This is a genomic window from Candidatus Saccharibacteria bacterium oral taxon 488 (assembly GCA_010202645.1).
GTDB lineage: Bacteria > Patescibacteriota > Saccharimonadia > Saccharimonadales > Saccharimonadaceae > Nanosynbacter.
Window position 1 is genome coordinate 25430 of the sequence record CP047920.1, and the last position, 19338, is coordinate 44767.

The following is a 19338-nucleotide window of genomic DNA, read 5'->3' on the forward strand; positions in this document are numbered from 1 at the left end:
TGTCTGGCGGAAGGGGAGGGATTCGAACCCTCGGTACGTGTTAGCGTACGCCGGTTTTCAAGACCGGTACCTTCAACCACTCGGTCACCCTTCCAATTAATCGTAGCGACTGGATTCTGGCGGAGAGAGAGGGATTCGAACCCTCGATGGGTTGCCCCATACCGCTTTTCGAGAGCGGCCAGTTCAACCACTCCTGCACCTCTCCAAATAAAAATGGTACACCCGGCACGATTCGAACGTACGACCTTTGGCTCCGCAAGCCAACGCTCTATCCAGCTGAGCTACGGGTGCATACAGCCTTTCGGAAATCCGATTGGCTATAACAAAAATATAAAGAACTTTCAATGCCAGTGGCAATGAACTTTTGTATTCTAGCACACCTGTTAGCTCGGGGCAAGCTATAGCCTGATGATCCGAATGAGCTTCTCCAGTGCATCTGGCGCGATTTCTTGCATCGGCAGCCGCGCCCCCAGCATGTCGACAATGGCCTCGCCTTCGGCCTCAGAAAAATAGATGGTCAGTGCTGGCGAGAACCGCTTGACCGGTAGTAAAATCGCCGAGTGTTGATCACCGTCTTGGCCCAGCCCAAAGGCCCGAAACTCACTAAAATCATACAAACGGTCGGCGACGTAAACGCCCTTGGGGCTGATGGCGTAATTGACCATCACCGATGGCTTGGATCGAAGTAGTACGAGCGCCACCGCCATAATCGGCAGCAAAATCGCGAACGTCCAGCTATTAAAAACAAAGATCGCCAGCGCCATCAAGGCAAGCACCACGAAACTAACAGCAACATACCAGCCGGTCGTGCGGTGGGCCTGCACGCCCTCGGGAGCCTGCCAGGCGATGGGCTGCGATAAGTCAATCATCGGCTGGGCCGCGTCTTGCTGGGTGTTTTCGGTGTCGGTTGCGTGTGGCTGCTCTTCCATATGTCTAGTATACCATGAGCGGTATGATCTGCTATACGTCGGTAGAGTTACCACCGAGACCAATTACGGTATTGAGGACAAATTGAATGATGGCGTAAGCAAATAGGGCGATCAGCAGACCAATGACCGCATAGAGAATGGTGTTCTTTGCCGAGGTGACCGCGTCTTTGTTACCACTAGAAACAACGTAGCGAAAACCACCAAAGATCAGCATTACCACAGCGAGAATACCGATGAAATAGAGCATGATGTTGATAATTTTTTTCACCAGTGAGCTGTCGCCATTGGTTAAATTAGCCGGCACGCCGTCGCCACGCGCATCATTGATGCCACGAGTAACACCGCCCTCGCCAAGCGCGAACGCTGGAGTGCTCAAAACTACCGTGCCGACACCGATGGTCAGCATGATACTAACGATACCTGCGAAAAACCTCTTCATGCGCGTTATTATCCTCTTTCTTAGGTTTATTGTCAAGTTTTGCGGTCTGCCTGCTGGCCGCGGGGCTAGCCAGACCACTGCTTCTATGATACACTATTTTTGGCTCATGGAGGAGTACCCAAGTGGCTGAAGGGGACGGTTTGCTAAATCGTTAGTACGGGGAGACCTGTAGCGGGAGTTCGAATCTCCCCTCCTCCGCCAGAATTATGCTACTGTAGTCCCGGTTTATCCGGGACTTATTTTAATTGTTTTGTTTAGTACGCGGAGTGGGTATCGAATAGAATTTTGGGCCGACGGCACCATCTAAATCAGGAAATATTATTGACAAATTAAAAACCTTATGCTATTATCCTAACATTGCTATGGTTGGGTCCATAGAGATAAACATAAAAAGAATATGAAATATTTATCACACATTATTACCACTACCACGATGGCATTGGGCCTGTCGACCAGCCTCGGCGTGTTTTTGCATGACACGAATATTGATAAAGCGATTGTTTCTGCTTGGCAACTCATGAGTGATGCGCGCCAGGTTGATGACGACCACCACAGCAAGCCTCATTCCTCGCCGCATACTCACTCTGACCATCATGACTTTTCGGGGGCGCTAAAAGACGGGCAAACCCACCCGCGGACGACACCGCGTAGTGCTGATCGTAAGCACCTACATACCAAACTCGTCAGCCGCGGTGGTGATGGTGATATTGACGGGCATCGACTGATGGTCGATCCGATTAGCGTGAGCTGATGACTTCGAGCTCACTGATAAAGCGCTGGATGAGCCTTTCCTGCTCAGCTAGCTGCTGGCGAGTTTCCTCGACGAGATAGGCTGGCGCCTTTTCAACGTAAGTTGGATTATCCAGCCGCGCCTGGAGGTTCGCCAGGGTTCGCCGCGCCTCGCTTAGCCGTACTTCCAGATCGGTCTGGTGCTGATAGAGAGTCTTCTCGTCAATATCCAGCCATGCTTCCCTGTTTGCTGCCGCCAACCTAAGGCCCCGTGGCTGGTCGGTGTGTGCAATTGACTCCAGGCGCATGAGGTGTTTGATGGTGTCCTGATTTTCGTCAATTAAATTGTCATTACCGTATAACAAGCGGTATTTTTTATTGCCCGGCAACTCAGCGATTACCCAGCGACCTTCCGCGACCAGTGTTTTCAGCTGCTCAAACTGCTCAGCGGCGATGGGGTCGAACTTTTCTGGGGTCGGCCAATGGTCGCGCATTAAAATGCCATCGGTGTAATTAAGTGTCTGCCAAATTGTCTCGGTAACGAATGGTGCGAATGGATGAGCGATTTTCAGGCTGGTTGCCAGCGCCCATGACAGCAATGGGCGGTTGATAGCGGTTTTTGACGATTCGATGTACCAATCGGCTAGGTCGTCCCAAATAGCGTGATAGACCGTGTCTGCGGCTTCAGAAAAGCGGTACTGCTCCAGGCGGACGGCGACGTTATTAGCGGCGTCATTCAGCTGGCGGATAATCCAGTGGTCGGCCGGCGTCTGCGGCTCTAGGCCAACGATTTGGTGTTCATCGCCGATTTGCGCCTCGACGAAACGAGCGATATTCCACAGCTTATTACAGAAGTTGCGAGCAGCGATGACCGCGCCCTTGTTGAAGGCTTGATGCTGGGCTGGCGCGCGGCCAGCGATGATGCCCATGCGGGTGGCGTCCGAGCCAAATTCTGAAACTAGCTCCATTGGGTTGATGACATTACCTTTGGATTTGGACATTTTTTGATTATGTTCGTCGTTGACCATGCCGTGCAGGTAAACGTCCTTGAACGGTAGTTTGCCAGTGCGGTACAGGCTGAGCATAATCATGCGCGCTACCCACGCCCGCATAATGTCCATGCCGGTTTCCATCAGGCTGGTTGGGAAGTATTTGGCTAATTCCCCGCCATTTAGATAATCAGTAACGATGTATGGCCACTGCCCAGATGAGAACCAGGTATCAAAGGTATCTTCTTCCCTGATATATGTTGTACCATTTACAACTATTTTTCGTTCGTCAGTACGAATGTTAAATATCCAGTCGCGCGGGTTGCTTTCATTGACAAATGCTGGAATCGGGATGCCCCACGGGATTTGCCGGGAGATATTCCAATCTTTCAGTTGCTTGAGATAGGCGATGAGTTCTTTGCGCTTAGCGGCTGGATAAAAGGTAATCTCTTCCCCCTCTAAGGCTTCAATGGCTGGCTGAGCCAACGGCTGCATTTTAATAAACCATTGCTCCTTAACCATCGGCTCGATGACGCTGCCGCATTTGTAACAATGTCCGACGGCATGTTCAATGTCTGTTTCGCCGCGGCGCAGTTCTAGCGACTCCAAGGCTGCCAACACGCGAGTGCGGGCTTCTGCCGGCGTCAGGCCTAGGAATTGCGGCGGTACGTTGATCATCTTGCCTTCTTGGCTGATGATTTGCTTGAGCGGCAGATTGTGGCGCTGGGCCATCTCGAAGTCGTTCGGGTCGTGTGCTGGCGTAATTTTCACTGCGCCAGTACCATAGTTCATATCGACGTACTCGTCGGCGATGATTGGGATTTCCTCGTCGGTGATTGGCAATAAAATTCGCGTACCGATGAGGTGTTTGTAGCGCTCGTCATCCGGGTGGACAGCCACTGCCACGTCGCCTAGCATGGTCTCCGGCCGCGTGGTGGCGACTACGATTTCGCCGATTTTATCCAGCGTCGGGTAAGCGATTTGCCACAACTTCCCCTTTTCATTTTTATGCTCAACTTCAATGTCGGCGAAGCTGGTTTGGTGTTTGGTGCAATAATTAACGATCCGCTCACCGCGATATACCAGACCATCATCCCACAGCTTTTTGAAGGTCTCGTACACTGTAGCGATGACTTTATCGTCCAGCGTAAAGGTCAAATGCCGCCAAGAAGCGCTGACGCCCAGAGCCCGCAGCTGCAACTCCATGTTGCCGCGTTTTTCTTCAACAAATTGCCAAACCTGGTCGTACAGTTGTTCACGTGAAAAGTCAAAACGGCTTTTTCCCTGTTTTGCCAGTTCTTTTTCATAAACTACCCATGTCTCAAAGCCAGCATGATCTGCCCCAGGAATAAACACCGCATCATCACCCTTTAACCTGTGATAACGAATCAAGATATCCTTCAAATTCATGTCTAGGGCATGGCCAATGTGCAAGTTACCATTAGCGTTGGGCGGCGGCATGACGATGGAGTACGGTTTGCCAGTGCCAGTCGGCTCTAATGCACCGCTAGTTTCCCACATGGCGTAAATGTTTGGTTCGTAATCGTTTGGGGTGTATTGTTTGGCTAATTGCATGAATAATTCCTACTTTTCACGTGAAAAGCGAGCATCGCTACCGTCAAGATTTTTCACGTGAAAACTCAGACAATAGGCGTAAATGATCTCTCCACGCGGTTATATTACCAAGCCAATTATACCACAGAAAAAGGGGCGGCAAAACCGCGGATGATGCCTGGCTAGGGGTGTTAACGCAGCGTTTGGTAGGCGCGGTACAGCCAGTAGCGACTGCGCTGTAATGGCAAATCCCAAGCCCCGGCAAAGGTGACGTCGTGTCCGCCAAATGAGCGTTTGAACTTGGTGAAGCCAGCCCACGGATGGTTTTTGTCGGCACCGTCGGGGGCGATGCCGTAGAGGTCGGCTTTGGCTAATCCGTGCTGCTGAGCGTCAATGATTGCCTCGGCCAGCAGGGCAGTGCCAGCATTGAGCTTGCGGTGAGCTGGGTCTGACGAGGCGCCAGCATGGGCGTAATATAGCGTGTCGCTGCTATGATAAAACAGGGCAGCGGCGATGGGTTGATTATCAAGCGCGGCGTAGTACAGCGTGGCTGCACCGAGCGGGAAGAGAGTGGCGGCTTGCTGGCGAAAATAACTATCAGGATGTGGCGTAATGCCGCGCTGCTGGGCGACCTGGTGGACAAATTTCAGTAAGATATCAATGTCGTGCGGGTCAGTCGAGCGGTGGACAGAGACGCCTTTTTTATGATAATTGCGGTACACATTACGAACTGGCTGTGCCATATGGGCGATCAGCTGGTCTTGCGGCTGAGTCAGGTCGATGACGTGCGAATGCTCCGGCTGGAGCTTTTGGTAGGTAACCTTTTTCCAGCCGTGAGCTTGGAGATGGGTGGCAAAGTCGAGATTGGTTGGCTCGACGCGCAGGAAGGTAACGCGGTGTTTTTTACCAAGTTGAGTTAAGGAATCAAGGGCTGCTGCTAGCGAATGCTTGTCATTGGCAGCCGGGCCGTACGGACAATACAGGCGGGAATTACCAGTGCTGCGCTCTAAAATAGCCAAGTACTCCCAGCCCGGGCCGCTATCGCGAAAGGTGGTGCGGCCGAGCGATTCTTGAAAGGCTTGCCAGGCGGTTGATTGTAAAAAATGTTGGTTCATGTTGTAATCCTCACAACGTTAGATTGCTGTCATTGATAAACTTGGTTGGACTTCCAGGTCGTACGGGTCGGCGGGCTGGTCGATGTGGGCGCGGAAATAACCGAGCGCGGCGATCATGGCAGCGTTGTCGGTGCAGAGCTGGATGGGCGCATACTCGATGTCGATAGGCAAGGCCCGGCGCAGTTGGCGGCGTAATTCTTGGTTGGCGGCGACGCCGCCGGCGATGACGACGGAAGCAGGCTGGAAATTGTCATAAGCTTTTTTAGTCTTATCGACCAGGGTTTTAACGGCGGTGTACTGGAAACTGGCTGCCATATTATGTCTTAGTTCATCGTTTACTAGGGCAGGAAGCTCGTGCGACGGAAAGGTGAAGTCTTTGCCCACCTCGCGCTGAACGGTCCTCAGAACGGCTGTCTTGAGGCCAGAGAAGGAAAAATCGTACTCACCGGCGAGCTTGGCGATGGGTAGGTGAAAGGCGCGGGGATCGCCGAGTTCGGCTGCCTTGGCGATGGCAGGGCCGCCAGGGTAGGGCAGGCCAATGATTTTAGCAACCTTGTCGAACGCCTCGCCAACGGCGTCATCTTGGGTTTGGCCGATGAGCCGGTAGTCGCCGTGGTTCTGGAACAGGACAAGCTGCGAGTGACCGCCCGAGACGATGAGGGCGAGGAGGGGGAAGGTGGGTTGATAATGCGGTAAAGACAGCGCCAAATCGCTAGAATTAACAACGGCTTCCGCACGCCGAGATGCTTTCTCGTCAGATTCTTTGGCGACTGCATTGAAGACATCGCCAACCTCAGCAATCACCTTTTCGGAGTACTCTTTACGGGTGGCTTCGCCAGCCCGTGGCGTTCGGCTGACGGGGCTTGACGCGCCCGTCACAGCCTCCTCAAAGACGACTGCTGAGGTTGGCTCGACAGTTTTTGACTTGTCAATAATATGGCGAGATCCTTGTTTTGTCACAAAATTAGCATACACATGCGCCTCGACATGATGTATTTTGTAGAGCGGCTTATTGTGAATGATGGCGAGGGTGCGGGCGGCGAGCGTGCCGATGAGTAATGAGCCGATTAGGCCGGGCGCGTAGGTGACGGCGATGGCGTCGATACCGTCCCAGGTGCAATCAGCGTCAGACAGGGCTTTTTTGATGACCGGGTTAACAACCTCCAGGTGGCTGCGGGCGGCAATCTCCGGGATAACGCCGCCGTATTCGGCGTGGATGTCGATTTGGGAATTGACCACATTAGAAAGCAGGCGTTCGCCGTCTTCAACGACCGCCGCTGCTGTTTCATCGCAGCTGGACTCGATTCCCAAAATCCTCATTTGTTTTTATTATAGCAAATATAAGTGGTAAAATAGGGACATGAAAGCCATATTGGTGAAGTTTGTGAGGAAAGTGCTGCCCGGTGGGATGCTCCGGCGGCTAGAGAATGGGTATCGGCGGTTGCGCGTCAAGCTGGTTAGCGCGCGGTATGGTAATCCGTCAAAGCACCTCAGGGTGATCGCGGTGACGGGGACGAATGGCAAGACGACAACGTCGTGCTATATCAATGAGATTTTGAAAGAGGCTCATTTCACGACCGCGATGTTTACCACGGCGGTGATCGAGGTGGCGGGCAGGCAAAAACTCAACGATCTCAACGCCACGGTAGCGAGCACAGCGCGGATGCAGCGGTTTTTCCGTGACGCCAAGCGGGCGAACGCTGACTACGTGGTGCTGGAGGTGACGAGTCATGCGCTGGATCAGCATAAACTGGACGGCGTGCCGATTGAGGCGGCGGTGATGACGAATTTGACGCAGGATCACCTGGATTATCACAAGACGATGGAAGAGTACGCGGCGGCCAAGAGCAAACTATTTCAGCTGCACCCACGGTTTATCGTGCTCAACCGCGACGACGAGTGGTATGACTATTTCAATCAGTTTGTCGCCAGCGAGCAAAAGATGACGTATGGCCGAAGCGTGGAGGCTGAGGCAAAAATTACCCATGTCAAGTTGTATCGCAAGGGTACCGAGGCCGACGTAGTGCTGGATCATCAGACGCATTTGGAGCTGGCGACAAATCTGCCGGGCGAGTTCAACGTGATGAATATGACGGCCGCGACGACGCTGGCGTATCTGTTGGGTGTCAAGCTGGAGGATATTCAGGAAGGCGTGGCTAATGTCGAAGCGGTGCCGGGGCGGTTTGAGCGGGCGGTTGAGGGTCTGGGTTATGACGTGATCGTTGATTATGCTCATACGCCGGATGCGCTGGAAAAACTGTTGGCGGCGGCCCGCGGCATCACCAAGCAGCGGGTGATCTTGGTGTTCGGGGCGTGTGGTGATCGTGATCAGGGCAAGCGACCGATCATGGGTGAGATCGCGGCGCGTGGGGCGGATCGGATTTTCCTGACCGATGAGGAGAGCTATAACGAAGATCCAGGGCAGATCCGGCGGATGTTGATGGAGGGAATTGAGCGCGGTCGCGGTGACGCGAAGACGACGGAAATTGCCGACCGACGCCAGGCGATTGAGCGGGCGCTTGGCTGCGCCAAGAAGGGCGATATGGTGCTGATCACCGGTATGGGCCACGAGCAATATCGGATCGTCAATGGTCAGCGGCTGCCGTGGAATGATGGCCAGGTGGTGCGCGAGATCGTTGGTCGGGAACGGGCGGCGTGAGGTATGCGGCTGCTGCTGGTAACCAGAGGGATTCCCGGTTCTGGTAAGTCGACGTTTCTCGTGGAGCAGGGGCTTGATGCCTATACGTTGTCGCCGGATGCGATACGGCTGATGCTGGCGTCGCCGCAGTTGACCCTTGACGGGCAAACGACTATGCCGTCGCGTCAGGATGCAATGGTGTGGCGGCTGCTACACGAGATGCTGGAGCAGCGGATGACGCGGGGTGAGACGACGGTGGTTGATGCAACACACACAACGCCAAATTATTTCAAGACGTACGGTGAGCTGTGTCGGAAATATCGCTACCGGCTGGTGGTGATTGATTTTGCTGATGTGCCGCTGGCGGTGTGTCAGCAACGTAATAAAGAGCGGCCGAGCTATAAGGTCGTGCCAAGTAGCGTACTTGAACGTATGCATCGGCGGCTGCAGCAAAGTTCACTGCCGAAATGGGTGACGATGGTGCGGACGGCTGAGGAGGTGAATCAACTGCTTACTAATCAGCCCGAGAACGTCGATAGGTATCGGGCGATTCATCATATCGGCGATGTGCAGGGGTGTTTTACGCCGCTCAAGGAATATTTCGGGCGGTATCCGCTTCGGGATGATGAGCTGTATATTTTTGTCGGCGATCTATTGGATCGCGGCACGGAGAATGATGCGGTGATGCGATTTGTGTGTGACGAGTTACTTGAGAGGCCAAACGTGCGGTTCGTCGAGGGAAATCACGAGCTATATCTCTGGCAGTGGGCGACTGATCAGCCAATCACGGCGCGGGTATTTAGCGAACAAACCCAGCCACAACTGGAGGCAGCAGGCATTGATAAGCGCAAGGTAGCGCGGCTAATGCGGCGGATGGATCAATATATTTTATATCAGTTTCGAGGTCAAACGGTCTTGGTGACGCATGGCGGGCTCAGTACGCTGCCGGAGCGGTTACCATTGGTGGCGACCAGCCAGCTGATCCACGGCGCGGGGGCCTATGATGAGGTTGGGGCGGCGGATGATGCATTTATGGCGCAGACTGATGACGCGACGTTTCAGATTCACGGGCATCGCAACAGGCAAAATTACCCTACGCGGTACAACGAGCGTTGCTATAATTTGGAGGGAAAGGTTGAGTTTGGCGGCGAGCTGCGAACAGTGCGGTTGGACGAGAATGGCATGACACCGATCGCTATTCGAAACCAACAGGCAGTGGCGCGGCTACATCCGGAAAATGAAGCGTTCCTGAGCCAGCTGCGGCAGAATCGCTACATTCGTGAATCAATTCTGCCGGGTGATATTAGCTCGTTTAATTTCAAGCCCGAGGCATTTTATCGCCAAGCATGGACGACGCAGACGATGCGGGCGCGTGGACTGTTTCTCAATACGCTGACAAACGAAATCGTGATTCGAGCTTATGATAAGTTTTTTAACATTGGTGAGCGGCGCGATACTGAACTAGCGGCGCTGGAGCAGACGATGGCCTTTCCGGTGCGGGCGTGGGTGAAGGAGAATGGCTTTTTGGGGTTGGTCGGGTATGATTCGGCAGCGGGTGGGCTGGTGATGGCGTCAAAGTCAACGACCGAGGGTGACTATGCGGCGGCCTTTCGGCGAGAGTTTTTGGAGCAATTTCGAGACAAACTGCCATACGTCACTGATTATCTGCGCAGTCATAATGCGTGCCTATTGTTTGAGGTCGTGTTGCCGCGATTTGATCCGCATATTATCGCGTATAAGTCAGACAAGTTGGTGCTGCTCGATATCGTCAAGCGGCAGGTTGCATACGAGGCGGTCGACCGGCAGGAGCGGGAGCGATTTGCGCGCGAGATCGGGGCGAACAGCAAGCGTCTGGCGGCGGAGTTTTCGTCGTGGGCAGAGTTTATGACGTGGTTTGGCCAGCTTCACGGCATGGCGTACCAGTGGCAGGGTGAGCGGGTTGAGGGCTTTGTGCTCGAAGATGCTCGCGGCCATCAGGTTAAGGTCAAGCTTGATTATTATACCTTTTGGCGGCAGATGCGAACAGCGCTGGAGGCACTGCAGGCTGGTCGGCAGCCGTCAACGAGGCCCGACTGCCCTGACCCGGCGCTGGCAGCGCGGGTGATTGAACATATGCGCCAGCTGCCCACCGAGGACTTAGCGCGGATGGACATTATCGCGCTGCGGCGACGGTTTGAGTAGGCGAGTGGTTGGTTTCTTGTTCTACGCAGGGCGGTCTGGTACAATTTTGACATAAGCATAACGGAGGGGGCGCTTATGTGGAAACTTATTATTAGTGTTATTGGGGCTACGTTAGCGGTGTGCATCGCGGTGCCGGCGATAGCTGGAGCGGCTTCTGAGTATGATGACATTATTGATAAAGTCTCAACAAAAACACTAATTCATCATATTGATAATTATCATGGCAAGACCTGCGGAAGTCCTGATGACGATTATGCGAAGAAGTGGCTGTTTACTTTTAAGCAAAAGAGATATTATTCAGGCGACCCCAGAGACCACCAGGCGGCGGTAGAAAGTTTAGAGCGCGCTATGTCGTCGCCAAAGGGTGCGTACGCGGTTGTTTATGAGCAGAATAAAAAACATAACGGCACAGCGTACCTTATAAAAGTCTTTTGGACAGAAGATGGTAAGGACGATTATGTTTATCGTTTTTATAAAAATCATCAGACAAGCGGGATTGCTCTAGCGAGAAAGGAGGGCAGTCGGACAAAACTTTATGTGGCTACTATTGCCAGTCCTAAATTGGTTTTAGGGGGTAGCAATTGCGCCCCTGAATACTTATGGGGACATAAACAGTCACAGGCTTTTATATCTGACTTGAATATATCTGCAGGATCAAATAAAAAACTCTTCACGTCTACGTTTCCTGTTGATTATCCAAGTGGCTATGCAGGCCCCAAGTTTCCAGATACTCGTTCGGCGATCGGATGGTGGCCAGACTCGTCTCAATACGATGATTTTACGGAGAAGATAACGACAAATGATTTGGTGAGTTACGTAAATCGTAATAAGAAATTTTGTGCACCGGCCGACCACTCAAATAGTTGGTTTACAGCATTGAGACAAGCAAACATTTCTATGGCGAAAGGCCATTTCTATCATAAGGACTATATGACGAGCCTTGAGCGGGCGATGGCAACTGGTGCGTACGCTGTTGCCTATAGCGCTGAGCCTAGCGGCCCTCGGTATATAATTGTATATTGGTCGGAAAATAGAAAAGATTTTCATATTAAGTTTTATGGTGACGCCCCGTATCGAACAGCTACCATCACGCATAAATGGGGAAGTAATGCTAAACTATACGGTATGTTTGCCGGTAATGTCAAACCTTTCTGGGATCAGGGTGGTTGTGAGGTTGAGTTTTTACAGGGGAATTATAGTAACAACGCTATACCCAGTGCCCAGTTCAACGAGTCGTATATGCCATGGTACGGCGGCAATAATATGAAAATCTTCACCTCAACCTTCGATGTCGAATATCCAGACGGCTATAAGGGTAAGCCGATTCCTGGTGATCGACGCAATATCAAGTATCTCGCTCTCGGCGATTCCTTCTCCAGCGGCGAGGGTGACACCGATAAAAATCCGGCGACTGACCGGAAGTATTATCGCCAGTGGACGGATGTGAATGAAGATAAGGCGAAGGGTGCGCCAAGGGAAAAGTGCCATGTCAGCACGCGTTCGTATCCGTACAAGCTAGCGAACTGGATGGGGCTGGGTAGCGGCCCGTCGGCAGCGTGGGCGTCGGTTGTGTGTAGTGGGGCAACGGTGTACGACATGAATTGGGACAATTCAGGCGGCTATGAAGGACAGGACAGCCCGCTCGGGCGGTTGCATGGTTATGATAATAAAGGAACGTTGCAGAAGATGGCACTCAACGAGATGATCCCAGGGCGCGTCAAGCAAATTGAGTTCGTGAAGAAGTACCAACCAAAGGTGATCACGCTGACGGCGGGCGGGAATGATGTGGATTTTGGCGGTAAACTGGCGAACTGTGCCATATATCCCGTATCGTGTAATTGGGCAACTTCATCAAAGCGGAATGAGCTCAAAAATGATCTGCAAAATCAATTTGACAAACTTAAGAACTTCTATGATGAGCTTAAGTCGGCCTCTAGTCATAAGGCCAAAATATATGTCTTAGGGTACCCCCAATTTGTAAATGGCGATCCAAACGCAAAGTGTAAAAGTACCCTAAATCTTGACAATAGAGAACGAGAGATGATTACAAATGCAGTAACGTATTATAACAGTGTCATAAAGCAGGCCGCCAGGGCTGCTGGGGTGAAGTATATTGATACCGAAACGGCACTAGGTAATCATCGTCTGTGTGACCAGACTGATAGTTACGTCAACGGTGTGGCCAGTCTTCGGGATTTAGCGTTTAGTGGCAGTGAACTTCAAGAAAGTTTCCACCCAAATGCCAAAGGACACTCTGCGATAGCAGCACGGTTTAAAGAGGAATTAAGAGGCGAAAATCCTTTGCATTACGAAAATTGTCCCGGAACTGGGAAGTTATATTGTCCAGACGACTCTGCTACTAAAAAATCAATTCCTGACACAGAGTATTTTACCGTGCAGAATGAAGATGAGGATATGCGAGTGGTACATTATCAATCTGCTAGTGGTCAAATTGTTAAAAAAGAAATTTTAACTATTAAGACACACGAAATACCGTACAAATCACTATCGCCGATAAAAATAACCCTATATTCAAATCCAATAAAGCTAGGTGAGGTATTCGCGGGAGCTGATGGAAAAATAGATAGTTCCGTAACTATTCCAGCTACCATACCGGCTGGTTATCATACCCTCGAGTTGTCTGGAGTTGACGAAAAAGGGCACAAACTTAATCTTTACCAAACCATTCTCATCAAAGGTCCAAACCCGGACGATATCGACGAAAACGGCACACCAGATAAAAATCAACCCTGTGGTGCATTTATCCAAGCCGCCAACAAAGACGAAGACCTTGACGGCATCGACGATGCCTGCGATCCTGAAATCACCGACCCAATTCTCTACACCGCTCGCAACGGTAAATCGTCGCTTGGCGAAGATGAGGATCGGATTTATCTCTTTCGCAATACGCGAGCAGCTAACCTGACTGGTGTCACAAACGATTACGTTGGCAAGTCGAAAAACCAGAATAATGCTGATGCACTGATAGGACATACTTTAAGCGAAGAAACTCGTGGACTAGCATTCGAGAAATTGGTCATTATGAAAGAAGATGACGGTGATATTAAAAAAGGAACACCGATTATCCTCGCAAAAGATGTGAACGAAAAGTGCTATGCCCTAAAACCAGAAGATTACCTATCACCAGCACTCAAACCTGGGTCAAAAGATTACAAGCTACGAGGATTGATAAAACTAAATACACTACCGAAGGGGTTGGTTGTGAAGAACAATAAAGTTGCAAAATACGTCTTGATAGTATATACGTGTTTGTTGGTAATAATGGCATTTTGCCTATTCGCGGGAATACCGAATCTAGACATGAATCCGAGGCAAGTTAACTCACTGTTAGGGATTATTCTTGTGTGGGCAAGTGTGATCGGTATAGCTATAAACCTGCTCACGGTAATTTTTATAAAAAGTCTACGCTCCATTGCCGTAGTGCTGCTCATCGTATGCACATTTGCACTGGCAGAAGGATGTTTTCATTATTTTTGGTTTTCACAGCCATTCGCAGGGGGACGGTGAAGTAGCACATGGCTAATCACCCTATGAAGATTAATAAAATTAAACAAGCTACCGAAGGGGGTAGGTTGTGAAAAAGAATAAACAAACGTGTCAAAACATAATCACTATAATTATAGGGATAATTCCCATCCTCACGCTCGTAATCTATCAAATAATAGCTGAAAAATTCATATTTCCACATTACTCTGAAGCTCATTTCGGTTATCTACTCATAGGAATTGGAGCCTTTGTCATCGGGGGAGCTATCCTAGTTTGTTGTCGAGGCAGGATAAAATTATGGTGTATTCCTGGGATACTTGTTGGGGTTATTGCGGTATTAGCTTACATCATAGCTATTGGGCTGAGGGAATTTCAGTTCTAAGCTCTGGGGTTAACGATACTGAAGTTATCGTAGGCTACTACGCCCTAAAACCAGAAGACCATCCATCACCAGCACTCAAACCAGGATCAAAAGAATATAAGCTACGAGGATTGATAAAACTAAATACACTACCGAAGGGGGTTGGTTGTGAAGAATAAAGAAATGGTTAATGATAATATATCTGGTAAGTTAATAAATGAAAAATCTATCAGTAAAAAAAGACGGGTGGCTGGTCTGTATATTCAAACGTTCACCGGACTTCTAGTCGTATTCTGGTTATATAGCTGGATGGTAGCGAATCTAATAAGTGACCAAACCTCTATGCTCTATAAAATTATAGCAGGAGTAGTAATTTTGTGCTCGCTTGTAAATGTCTTTCTACTTGAAAAATGGTGGCAACGACTTATCTGGGTGTTTATTGTTCTTATTTTTGTCGCAATCTTAACTTATTGGATTGGTTGGGATTTATATAGTGATATACGTTTTTAGCGGTGAGAAAAAGAGGAGAATATGTGGCTATGGTCTACAAGTCTCAGGATATCGACGAAAACGGTACACCAGATAAAAATCAACCCTGTGGAGCCTTTTTGAAACCTTCAGGGAAAGACGAAGACCTTGACGGCATCGACGACGCCTGCGATCCTGAAATCACCGACCCAATTCTCTATACAGCCCGCAATGGTAAACCAGAGCTTAACGAAGATAAAGAAGATGATAAAGAGAATAATATTTCAAAAGGCATGCCTAGTTTTGGTAAAAGACATAAACGAGAAGTGCTACGCCTTAAAGCCTGAAGACTATTTATCGCCCGCATTGAGGCCAGGATCAAACGGTTACAAACCACGAGGATTAATAAAATTAAATAGACTACCGAAGGGGGTGAGTTGTGAGAAATAAATTTAGGTGCAATGATTTGGCGGCTGTTTGGTCGCGGTGATAGGTTGATTAACTAACACAACCGATTTATCATGAGGGGTAGGTTATGAAAGACAATGTAGCGACGACAGACAAGCCATATTTAAGCGATACGGTCGTGATTTTACTGGTAGTCGCACCGATAGCTTTGTGCGTGCTGCTCTTTATTGTGGCGAGGTGGGATACGTGGTGGATTCGTGAATATCATGTTACTGAGATAGCAGCAATGGCGCTGCCGATGCTGTTGTCGGCGGCGGGAGTGTGGATGGTGGTGTGGCTGCGGGGTGTATATAAACTCTGTGCGTTCAGTAGCCTCGCGGTAGCGGCGTTGTTCTGGCTGGCGTTCCTTTATAAGCTATCGCAGTGATTTTTTACGACCCTGGCGGTACTTGGTGCGGTGATTGATAGTCATAAGAATTGTTCCACAGATGAAAAGTGGTGGTACGCAGAATAGGTACACAAACTCTCCCAGCCCATCAGCCAGAAAGCAATTACCCCTGGAAAATCCGCTACCGCAGCGTCCAGGAATGCCCCACCCGCCGATCGTCATGTCGAGGAGCAGTATGAGTATTGTGAGGTAAAACAGGATGCCTGTTATAACCAGTGGCCAGCGATTGCGTAGGGCCTGACGGCGGGCGGCGATTGACCGGTCCGTTATCCCTATCATGAGCAAGGTGATAAGCATGGCCACAATGAACCACATTGAGTCGTGCAGATAGTAATCATAATAATAGTCGGGTGGACCAAATTGGTCAGAGTTGAGCTTATGTAGGTGGTCATTATGGGCAGTTGCAAGCACAAAAATGAGAATCGTCAGGCCATAAATAAGCCAACGCATAATGCGGGTAGCAATTGATTTTTTTGATGGAGCATTTTCACTCATCAATGGTCGCTTTCAAAAAACCGCTGTTTCTTTTCGAGCCACGCGTCTGACTGGCGGACGAGCTTTTGGCGGTCGGCGGGGTTTTTGAGGAGTGGCTTGATGGCCTCCTCGAGATAGATGCCACCCTGGGAGCCCTTGAAGAGAAAAGTAGTGTCTTTATTGGCCAGGCGAGCGAGGAGCTTGGCAGCGTCGGTGGCCTTGGCGAACGAAGTGACGGTGCAGCTATTTTGCCGAGCAACTGGAGCGAGGAATTGCTCGGCCAAGCGGCCGACAGTGATGACGTGGTCAAGCTGCTTTGGGTCGCACAGTGCGCCAACGGCAGCGTGTTCGGCAGCCGCGGTCTCGCCCAGCTCGTTCATGTCGCCAAGGACGGCGATTTTGGTTTTGGCGGGCAGCTGGTAGAGGGTTGTCAGGGCGGATTTTACAGCGAGGGGACTGGAATTATACGAATCGTCGATGATGGTTGCGTCGTTGATGCCAGGTAGGATATTCATGCGGCCGCTGACTGGCGTGAAATTCTCGAGCATGGTCATCACACATTCGATGTCAAGTCCAAGCTCCAACGCCACCGCCGCTGCGCCGCCGGCAACGCGGAGTTGATGCGCGCCGACAACGGGGATGATGAATGGACGCGAGGTTTGGTCGGCGTGGATGAGCCGGCACTGAAAGCCCTTGCCGCTGGTAAATTTACCGATAGCCATCTGGTAGTCGGCGCCCGGCTCGGTGCCGTAGGAAATGATTTGGCTGCAATCGGCGAAGTCCACGAACTCGGGGCGAATGTCGTCGCGGTTGTAGATCACTTTTTCGCTATATTCAGCGAGGGCGAACTCCTCGCGGGCGACAGTTTCTAGTGAGCCGAAAAACTCCATGTGCTCGGGTGCAATGGCGGTGACGATGGTGATGTCAGGGCGAATATAGCGACCAAACGCAGCCATTTCGCCGGGGTGATCAATGCCGAATTCTTGGACGACAACGTCGATGTCATGCTGGCGGCGGGCAGCACGGCGGGCTCGGCCCAAGACCGATAACCAATTCCATACCGAGCGGGGATTCTGTGGTGAGTCAACACCGAGAATTTCCAGCGGCGCGCTAAACTCGGCGTTGAAATTACCGCGGTTGGTGCGGACTTTATAGCTGGAGTTTAGGACGCTGACGAGGGTTGATTTGGTAGTAGTTTTGCCGACGCTGCCGACGACGGCAACGAGCTTGATGTGCGGATTATGCAGGAAGAATGTAGTGACAGAGCGGGCGAGAATGCGCGAGATGAGGGTTTTGAAGAGTCTCATGGATATAGTATAGCATCTTTTGACATAGGTAGTGAGTCAGGAAGTTGATTTTTTATCAAGTTTATGCTAGTATACATTGTAGTTATGTTTAATCATGAACGGACATCAGCACGAAGGTTGACGCCACCTCGTTGGGGCAGGGTGAATGACTTATTGTATGCTGTCACAAAAACACCAGAGTATCAAAAAACAATCGATGAAGTAAGGTCTCAAAGAGCTGAGCGACAGCCAGCACAAAAGAGTAACACCGAAGAGTGGGGCGTACACCTTATCGAAAGCTTGCCTAGTGTGCTGCGCGCAAAAGCAGTTGCTATTATGGCTGCACAAGCCGTATCGGAGCGAGTGGGGCGAACCCGCAAATATGAGAGCGACCAAACTCGTCAATTAGCGCTCATGGCGGCGACACCAAATTGGCTGTTAGCGAAGCGACAGCTTGATCAGCATGGCAAAATGATGGAGCGTCCTGAGAAAAAGAAATTACTTGGTCCAATAATAACATTTAACCATGCTCTTCGTAAGATAATAGATGCGGAGCAATGCTCGCGGATGTGGCAGTTAACTGATTTTGTTGGCGGTGTTGCTTTAACGATGGGTAAGAGCGAGGAAATCGCTCGATATGCAGAAAATGCAGCACAAATAACCCTCGTTGGTATGAGACAGGAGATTGCAGCAGAGAGCGTCCTAAGTTCAATGCAGGAAGTGCACGGCATCAGGGGTGCAAACGATGAGGAAGAACTGGACGGTATAGATATTGTCGTGAATTATAACGGTGTTAAGGTTGGGATTGATATTAAATCAAGTCAAGCTGCCGCTGATGAAGCAAATGCAATTGCTAGAAAACATAGAGATGCTAAGTATATGGCAGTGTGGTCTGGGTTTACGGGTCGTGATTTTGGTGACGAGCTCATTTTGAAGAATTGGCAGCTTAGAAATCAACAAGGCTATTACCGCTCCGTTATGGATGCAGTGATTCAGCAAGTTGGACATAATGTTGCATGATATATCAGAATAGTTTATAATACTAAAGATGCCTATACGTTTATATGATATTATCACCCCTGACGATTTAAACTCGGAAGTATTTCTGAGACAACAATATATAGAAGCACTCGAGCGTAGCACTGAGATACCTGGCAAGGTAGGCGCGGTTGCGCTTCGGTTGGTCGTGACTCCTAATTTTGATGGTAATGAGTTGGCGACACGGCGACACCAACAGGACGGTGGTGCTGAGACAATTATGCTAAATGCAACCATGGTGCTTGATTTGACGGGCTATGATGAGTCCTCTATTCGAGCGACTGGAGATGTTACGGTTGGGGCAGGGAAAGCAGTTCGTGGATCGGGGAGAATTGAGAGGGGTGAGGATGATCGGCTAAAGTTGGTTGTTAGTGAAGAGCAGGTAAATCCAGAGGAACCGGGTGGGGCGGTCATGGAGTTTGATTTCTAGCACTCGCCCTTGACGAGTGCTAATTTAGTGCGGTACAATGGGTGTATTGTTAACGAAATGGAGGATGATATGGATACACCTATCAAGCCTCTCGGTGACCGCGTGGTAGCGGTGCGCGAGGAGGCGAAGACACAGACGGCCAGCGGATTATATTTGCCGGATAGTTCGAAGGAGAAGCCAGTGGTAGCCGAGGTCAAAGCGGTTGGCGGCGACGTCAAGAATGTCAACGTGGGTGACAAAATTGTTTATAAGGAATATTCGACCACGGATCTAAAGATTGACGGTACAGAATATTTGATCGTCCGCGAGGAAGATATTTTAGCAACGGTTGTTTGAGAAAAGGG

General features: G+C 50.4%; 18 protein-coding genes and 4 tRNA genes. 12 read left to right on the forward strand and 10 right to left on the reverse strand.

All coding sequences use genetic code 11. The annotated features are described in order from the left end of the window. Positions 1-4 precede the first annotated feature (4 nt). The 5 genes from GWK77_00125 to GWK77_00145 all read right to left on the reverse strand — a co-directional run bounded on the left by GWK77_00125 (position 5) and on the right by GWK77_00145 (position 1368). Positions 5-94 (reverse strand) — tRNA-Ser (locus GWK77_00125). A gap of 23 nt (positions 95-117) precedes the next feature. Beyond that, positions 118-205 (reverse strand) — tRNA-Ser (locus GWK77_00130). Positions 206-214: 9 nt separating this feature from the next. Next, positions 215-291 (reverse strand) — tRNA-Arg (locus GWK77_00135). A gap of 107 nt (positions 292-398) precedes the next feature. Further along, on the reverse strand, positions 399-929 hold the full coding sequence (locus tag GWK77_00140) for a hypothetical protein (protein ID QHU92600.1): 531 nt from the start codon (positions 927-929) through the stop codon (positions 399-401). A 31-nt stretch (positions 930-960) separates the two neighbouring features. Continuing rightward, a complete protein-coding gene (locus GWK77_00145; protein ID QHU92601.1) occupies positions 961-1368 on the reverse strand; it encodes a hypothetical protein in 408 nt (135 codons plus the stop codon). 108 nt (positions 1369-1476) lie between these two features. Here GWK77_00145 and GWK77_00150 point away from each other — a divergent pair. Next, positions 1477-1569: transfer RNA gene (locus GWK77_00150), tRNA-Ser, on the forward strand. Between the two features lie 196 nt (positions 1570-1765). Continuing rightward, entirely contained in the window at positions 1766-2119 is a 354-nt protein-coding gene (locus tag GWK77_00155) for a hypothetical protein (protein ID QHU92602.1), read from the forward strand. On the opposite strand, the gene GWK77_00160 is transcribed toward GWK77_00155, so the two are convergent. The 3 genes from GWK77_00160 to GWK77_00170 all read right to left on the reverse strand — a co-directional run bounded on the left by GWK77_00160 (position 2106) and on the right by GWK77_00170 (position 7075). Then, positions 2106-4661, reverse strand: coding sequence for a valine--tRNA ligase (locus tag GWK77_00160; GenBank protein QHU92603.1), 2556 nt, complete (start codon positions 4659-4661; stop codon positions 2106-2108). The genes GWK77_00155 and GWK77_00160 overlap by 14 nt on opposite strands. A gap of 170 nt (positions 4662-4831) precedes the next feature. Next, the gene (locus tag GWK77_00165) at positions 4832-5755 is read right to left on the reverse strand and encodes a peptidoglycan bridge formation glycyltransferase FemA/FemB family protein (GenBank protein ID QHU92604.1); all 924 of its coding nucleotides are present in this window, start codon (positions 5753-5755) and stop codon (positions 4832-4834) included. Between the two features lie 18 nt (positions 5756-5773). Continuing rightward, positions 5774-7075 carry a hypothetical protein gene (locus GWK77_00170; GenBank protein QHU92605.1) on the reverse strand — a complete coding sequence of 434 codons (1302 nt, stop codon included), beginning with the start codon at positions 7073-7075 and terminating at the stop codon, positions 5774-5776. A 40-nt stretch (positions 7076-7115) separates the two neighbouring features. Between GWK77_00170 and GWK77_00175 the strand changes: the two genes are divergently transcribed. The 7 genes from GWK77_00175 to GWK77_00205 all read left to right on the forward strand — a co-directional run bounded on the left by GWK77_00175 (position 7116) and on the right by GWK77_00205 (position 15745). Next, entirely contained in the window at positions 7116-8414 is a 1299-nt protein-coding gene (locus tag GWK77_00175; protein QHU92606.1) for a UDP-N-acetylmuramoyl-L-alanyl-D-glutamate--2,6-diaminopimelate ligase, read from the forward strand. A 3-nt stretch (positions 8415-8417) separates the two neighbouring features. Continuing rightward, entirely contained in the window at positions 8418-10574 is a 2157-nt protein-coding gene (locus GWK77_00180) for an AAA family ATPase (GenBank protein ID QHU92607.1), read from the forward strand. A gap of 75 nt (positions 10575-10649) precedes the next feature. Next, positions 10650-14102: a hypothetical protein gene (locus GWK77_00185; GenBank protein ID QHU92608.1), complete on the forward strand. Its 3453-nt coding sequence runs from the start codon at positions 10650-10652 to the stop codon at positions 14100-14102. 67 nt (positions 14103-14169) lie between these two features. Beyond that, positions 14170-14463 (forward strand): hypothetical protein, encoded by a 294-nt coding sequence (locus GWK77_00190; protein ID QHU92609.1) that lies wholly within the window; start codon positions 14170-14172, stop codon positions 14461-14463. Positions 14464-14610: 147 nt separating this feature from the next. Continuing rightward, positions 14611-14952: a hypothetical protein gene (locus tag GWK77_00195; GenBank protein ID QHU92610.1), complete on the forward strand. Its 342-nt coding sequence runs from the start codon at positions 14611-14613 to the stop codon at positions 14950-14952. A 29-nt stretch (positions 14953-14981) separates the two neighbouring features. Beyond that, entirely contained in the window at positions 14982-15257 is a 276-nt protein-coding gene (locus tag GWK77_00200; protein ID QHU92611.1) for a hypothetical protein, read from the forward strand. A 188-nt stretch (positions 15258-15445) separates the two neighbouring features. Then, the gene (locus tag GWK77_00205) at positions 15446-15745 is read left to right on the forward strand and encodes a hypothetical protein (GenBank protein QHU92612.1); all 300 of its coding nucleotides are present in this window, start codon (positions 15446-15448) and stop codon (positions 15743-15745) included. Here the strand turns inward: GWK77_00205 and GWK77_00210 are convergent. Together GWK77_00210 and GWK77_00215 are read right to left on the reverse strand one after the other, a co-directional pair. Next, positions 15734-16261, reverse strand: a complete 528-nt coding sequence (locus GWK77_00210; GenBank protein QHU92613.1) for a hypothetical protein — start codon at positions 16259-16261, stop codon at positions 15734-15736. The genes GWK77_00205 and GWK77_00210 overlap by 12 nt on opposite strands. Continuing rightward, positions 16261-17547: a hypothetical protein gene (locus tag GWK77_00215; protein ID QHU92614.1), complete on the reverse strand. Its 1287-nt coding sequence runs from the start codon at positions 17545-17547 to the stop codon at positions 16261-16263. Before GWK77_00215 ends, GWK77_00210 begins: the two co-directional genes overlap by 1 nt. Positions 17548-17688: 141 nt before the next feature. Here GWK77_00215 and GWK77_00220 point away from each other — a divergent pair, with 141 nt between their 5' ends. From GWK77_00220 to GWK77_00230, 3 genes are all read left to right on the forward strand, one after another. After that, positions 17689-18546 (forward strand): hypothetical protein, encoded by an 858-nt coding sequence (locus tag GWK77_00220; protein ID QHU92615.1) that lies wholly within the window; start codon positions 17689-17691, stop codon positions 18544-18546. A 28-nt stretch (positions 18547-18574) separates the two neighbouring features. Continuing rightward, positions 18575-18994, forward strand: a complete 420-nt coding sequence (locus GWK77_00225) for a hypothetical protein (GenBank protein ID QHU92616.1) — start codon at positions 18575-18577, stop codon at positions 18992-18994. 69 nt (positions 18995-19063) lie between these two features. After that, on the forward strand, positions 19064-19330 hold the full coding sequence (locus GWK77_00230; protein ID QHU92617.1) for a co-chaperone GroES: 267 nt from the start codon (positions 19064-19066) through the stop codon (positions 19328-19330). Positions 19331-19338 lie beyond the last annotated feature (8 nt).

What these genes read in the sequence shown, in the direction of transcription:
- GWK77_00205 (QHU92612.1), top strand. Translation starts at nt 15,446, where the DNA reads ATGAAAGACAATGTAGCGACGACAGACAAGCCATATTTAAGCGATACG.
- GWK77_00225 (QHU92616.1), top strand. Translation starts at nt 18,575, where the DNA reads ATGCCTATACGTTTATATGATATTATCACCCCTGACGATTTAAACTCG.
- GWK77_00180 (QHU92607.1), top strand. Translation starts at nt 8,418, where the DNA reads ATGCGGCTGCTGCTGGTAACCAGAGGGATTCCCGGTTCTGGTAAGTCG.
- GWK77_00200 (QHU92611.1), top strand. Translation starts at nt 14,982, where the DNA reads ATGGTCTACAAGTCTCAGGATATCGACGAAAACGGTACACCAGATAAA.
- GWK77_00210 (QHU92613.1), bottom strand. Translation starts at nt 16,261, where the DNA reads ATGAGTGAAAATGCTCCATCAAAAAAATCAATTGCTACCCGCATTATG.
- GWK77_00165 (QHU92604.1), bottom strand. Translation starts at nt 5,755, where the DNA reads ATGAACCAACATTTTTTACAATCAACCGCCTGGCAAGCCTTTCAAGAA.
- GWK77_00140 (QHU92600.1), bottom strand. Translation starts at nt 929, where the DNA reads ATGGAAGAGCAGCCACACGCAACCGACACCGAAAACACCCAGCAAGAC.
- GWK77_00185 (QHU92608.1), top strand. Translation starts at nt 10,650, where the DNA reads ATGTGGAAACTTATTATTAGTGTTATTGGGGCTACGTTAGCGGTGTGC.
- GWK77_00215 (QHU92614.1), bottom strand. Translation starts at nt 17,547, where the DNA reads ATGAGACTCTTCAAAACCCTCATCTCGCGCATTCTCGCCCGCTCTGTC.
- GWK77_00230 (QHU92617.1), top strand. Translation starts at nt 19,064, where the DNA reads ATGGATACACCTATCAAGCCTCTCGGTGACCGCGTGGTAGCGGTGCGC.
- GWK77_00160 (QHU92603.1), bottom strand. Translation starts at nt 4,661, where the DNA reads ATGCAATTAGCCAAACAATACACCCCAAACGATTACGAACCAAACATT.
- GWK77_00170 (QHU92605.1), bottom strand. Translation starts at nt 7,075, where the DNA reads ATGAGGATTTTGGGAATCGAGTCCAGCTGCGATGAAACAGCAGCGGCG.
- GWK77_00175 (QHU92606.1), top strand. Translation starts at nt 7,116, where the DNA reads ATGAAAGCCATATTGGTGAAGTTTGTGAGGAAAGTGCTGCCCGGTGGG.
- GWK77_00155 (QHU92602.1), top strand. Translation starts at nt 1,766, where the DNA reads ATGAAATATTTATCACACATTATTACCACTACCACGATGGCATTGGGC.
- GWK77_00145 (QHU92601.1), bottom strand. Translation starts at nt 1,368, where the DNA reads ATGAAGAGGTTTTTCGCAGGTATCGTTAGTATCATGCTGACCATCGGT.